This window comes from Burkholderia alba (assembly GCF_034721475.1).
Lineage (GTDB): Bacteria > Pseudomonadota > Gammaproteobacteria > Burkholderiales > Burkholderiaceae > Burkholderia > Burkholderia alba.
Map to the genome: position 1 here is coordinate 1 of NZ_JAWJWL010000152.1, position 876 is coordinate 876.

The window sequence follows — 876 nt, forward strand, 5'->3', positions numbered from 1 at the left end:
CAGGTAGCCGCGCGCGACCCCGGCACCGCCGATGTACAGCTCGCCGGCGGAGCCGAGCGGTACGGGTTCGCCGTGTTCGTCGAGCAGATAGAGGCGGGTGTTGGCGATCGGCCGGCCGATGGTGGGGACGGGGTCGTCGCGGCGGAGCGTGCCGGAGGTGGCGACCACGGCGGTTTCGGTCGGGCCGTAGTTGTTGACGAGCTGGACGGAGTCGGGCAGCGCGGCGGGGTACTGGGCGAGGCGGTCGCCGCCGACGAGCAGTTGGCGCAGGCGGGTCGGCAGACCGGCGTCGATGGCGAGCAGGGCGAGGGGGGTGACGAGGAAGGCGGAGTGGATGGGCTGGTCGCGCCACCAGCGGAGCATGGAGGCGGGATCGGAGGCGAGCTGAGTCGGGGGGAGCAGCAAGGTGGCGCCGCTGGCGAGGACGGGCCAGATTTCCCAGGTGGTGGCGTCGAAAGCGAGGCCGGCGGTGGCGGAGGAGGCGTGGCCGGGCTGGAGGGCGAAGCGGTCGATGTGCCAGGTGACGAGATTGGCGAGCTGGCGATGTTCGACCATGACGCCCTTGGGCAGGCCGGTGGAGCCGGAAGTGTAGATGACGTAGGCGAGGCGGGAGGCGTCGAGGCCGTGGACGACGGGCGCGGTGCGGGGCAGGTTGGCGCAGCGCGATGAGGCGGATTCGAGCTCGACGAGAGGCAGGGGCTCGGGCAGGAGGTTGCCGATGGCGAGCAGGCCGGGGCGGTCGGCGATGAGGAGGGTGGGTGCGGCGTCGTGGATGACGTGGGCGAGCCGTGCGCGGGGGGACTCGGGATCGAGGGGGAGGTAGGCGGCGCCGGCTTTGGAGACGGCGAGCATGGCGACGACGAGTTCTGGGGTGCG

General features: G+C 72.5%; 1 protein-coding gene. It reads right to left on the minus strand.

Features of this window, described 5'->3' with window-relative positions; translation table 11 throughout:
• A partial coding sequence (locus RZR99_RS32945; RefSeq protein WP_323123845.1) for an AMP-binding protein occupies positions 1-876 on the minus strand: 876 nt, incomplete at both ends.